Source organism: Corynebacterium sp. ED61, from assembly GCF_015233855.1.
Taxonomy (GTDB): Bacteria; Actinomycetota; Actinomycetes; order Mycobacteriales; family Mycobacteriaceae; genus Corynebacterium; species Corynebacterium dentalis.
Genome location: NZ_JADGIT010000015.1, coordinates 1 through 1,459, shown reverse-complemented (window position 1 = coordinate 1,459; position 1,459 = coordinate 1). Strand labels below are relative to the sequence as shown.

At 64.1% G+C, this 1,459-nt stretch carries 1 protein-coding gene; it reads left to right on the top strand.

Annotated elements, in window-relative coordinates:
- Nucleotides 1–128: 128 nt before the first annotated feature.
- Nucleotides 129–1,445, top strand: a complete 1,317-nt coding sequence (locus IM764_RS10285) for an ISL3 family transposase (RefSeq protein ID WP_194187736.1) — start codon at nucleotides 129–131, stop codon at nucleotides 1,443–1,445.
- Nucleotides 1,446–1,459 lie beyond the last annotated feature (14 nt).

Genomic DNA, 1,459 nt, shown 5'->3' with positions numbered 1-1,459 from the left:
GGCTCTTCGCGTTTCGGAGTGCGTAGGTGAGCCCAGGGTGGAGTTCGGGGTGGCACAACATATAGGGGTCCTGGCCGGCACAAGATGAGAGTTGCGAAGCTTCCATCTGACCGAACCAGGACCCTACTGTGCAGCCTACTACTGGCAACCTCGTGGCCGACACCATCTGCCGTACCGCGGAAATCGGCCTGACCATCACCGGTGCCGCCGACGCCGGCACCCTCACCATCATCGACGCCGCACCCGTGACCGTGGACGGACTCTGCCCCGAGTGCGGAAATCCCGGAAAGCTACGGGACCACATCGTCCGGACCCTGGTCGACCTTCCCGTCGTGGGGTTCCCCACCCGCCTTCATGTCCGTGTCCCGAGGTTCACCTGCAGCTATCCAGCCTGCGGCAGGAAGATCTTCCAGGCCTCCCTGACCTGCGCCGATGATGGTGCGAAGCTGACCCACCGGGTCACCCGCTGGATCTTGCAGCGCCTGGCGATTGATCGGATGAGCGTGTCTGCGACCGCCAAGGCCCTGGGTGTCGGTTGGGAACTGGTCAACCGGATCGCCGTCGATGCCTGCCGCAAGCTGGTCTACGACAACCCCTCCCACCTGGAGGGGGTGCGCATCCTCGGTGTGGACGAGCATGTGTGGAAGCACACCCGCCGCCCCGGCCAGCCGTCGTCGTTCGTGACGGTCCTGGTGGACCTCACCCCGCTGGTCGACGGGACAGGGTCTGCCCGCCTGCTGGACATGCGCCCGGGGCGCAGCGCAGAAGTTCTACGTAGCTGGCTGCAGGAACGCACCCCCGACTTCCGGGAGCACGTCCAGGTGGTGACGATGGACGGCTTCGCCGGCTACGCCACCGCGGTGGACCAGGCGCTCCCTCAGGCGAGAAAGGTCATGGATCCCTTCCATGTCGTGCACCTGGCCGCGGACAAGCTCACCGGCTGTCGGCAACGCCTGCAACGTGAAACCTCGGGGCGGCGTGGGCGTAAGGATGATCCGTTATACAAGTACCGACGCACCTTGCTGACCAGGAGGAACTACCTCACGACGCCGCAGAACAGGCGGCTGGACCTGTTGTGGGCCACCGACGATGAGTACGTCGCACTCGAAGTCACCTGGATGTTCTACCAGGACCTGATCCAGGCGTACGGGCATCCGAAGAAATCGGAGGGCAAGAAGCTCATGAGCAGGGTGATCAACAGTATTCGTAAGGGCCTACCCGAAGGTCTCACGGAGCTTGCCCAGCTGGGACGGACCTTGTGGCGCCGGCGTGAGGACGTGCTCGCCTACTTCGACATTGGGGCGTCCAACGGCCCGGTCGAAGCCATCAACGGACGGCTTGAGCACCTACGCGGCATCGCACTCGGGTTCCGGAACCTCGACCACTACATCTTGCGGTCACTGATCCACTCCGGCCAGCTGCAGGCCAGGATCAACGCACTCTAAATCGTGAAGAGCCC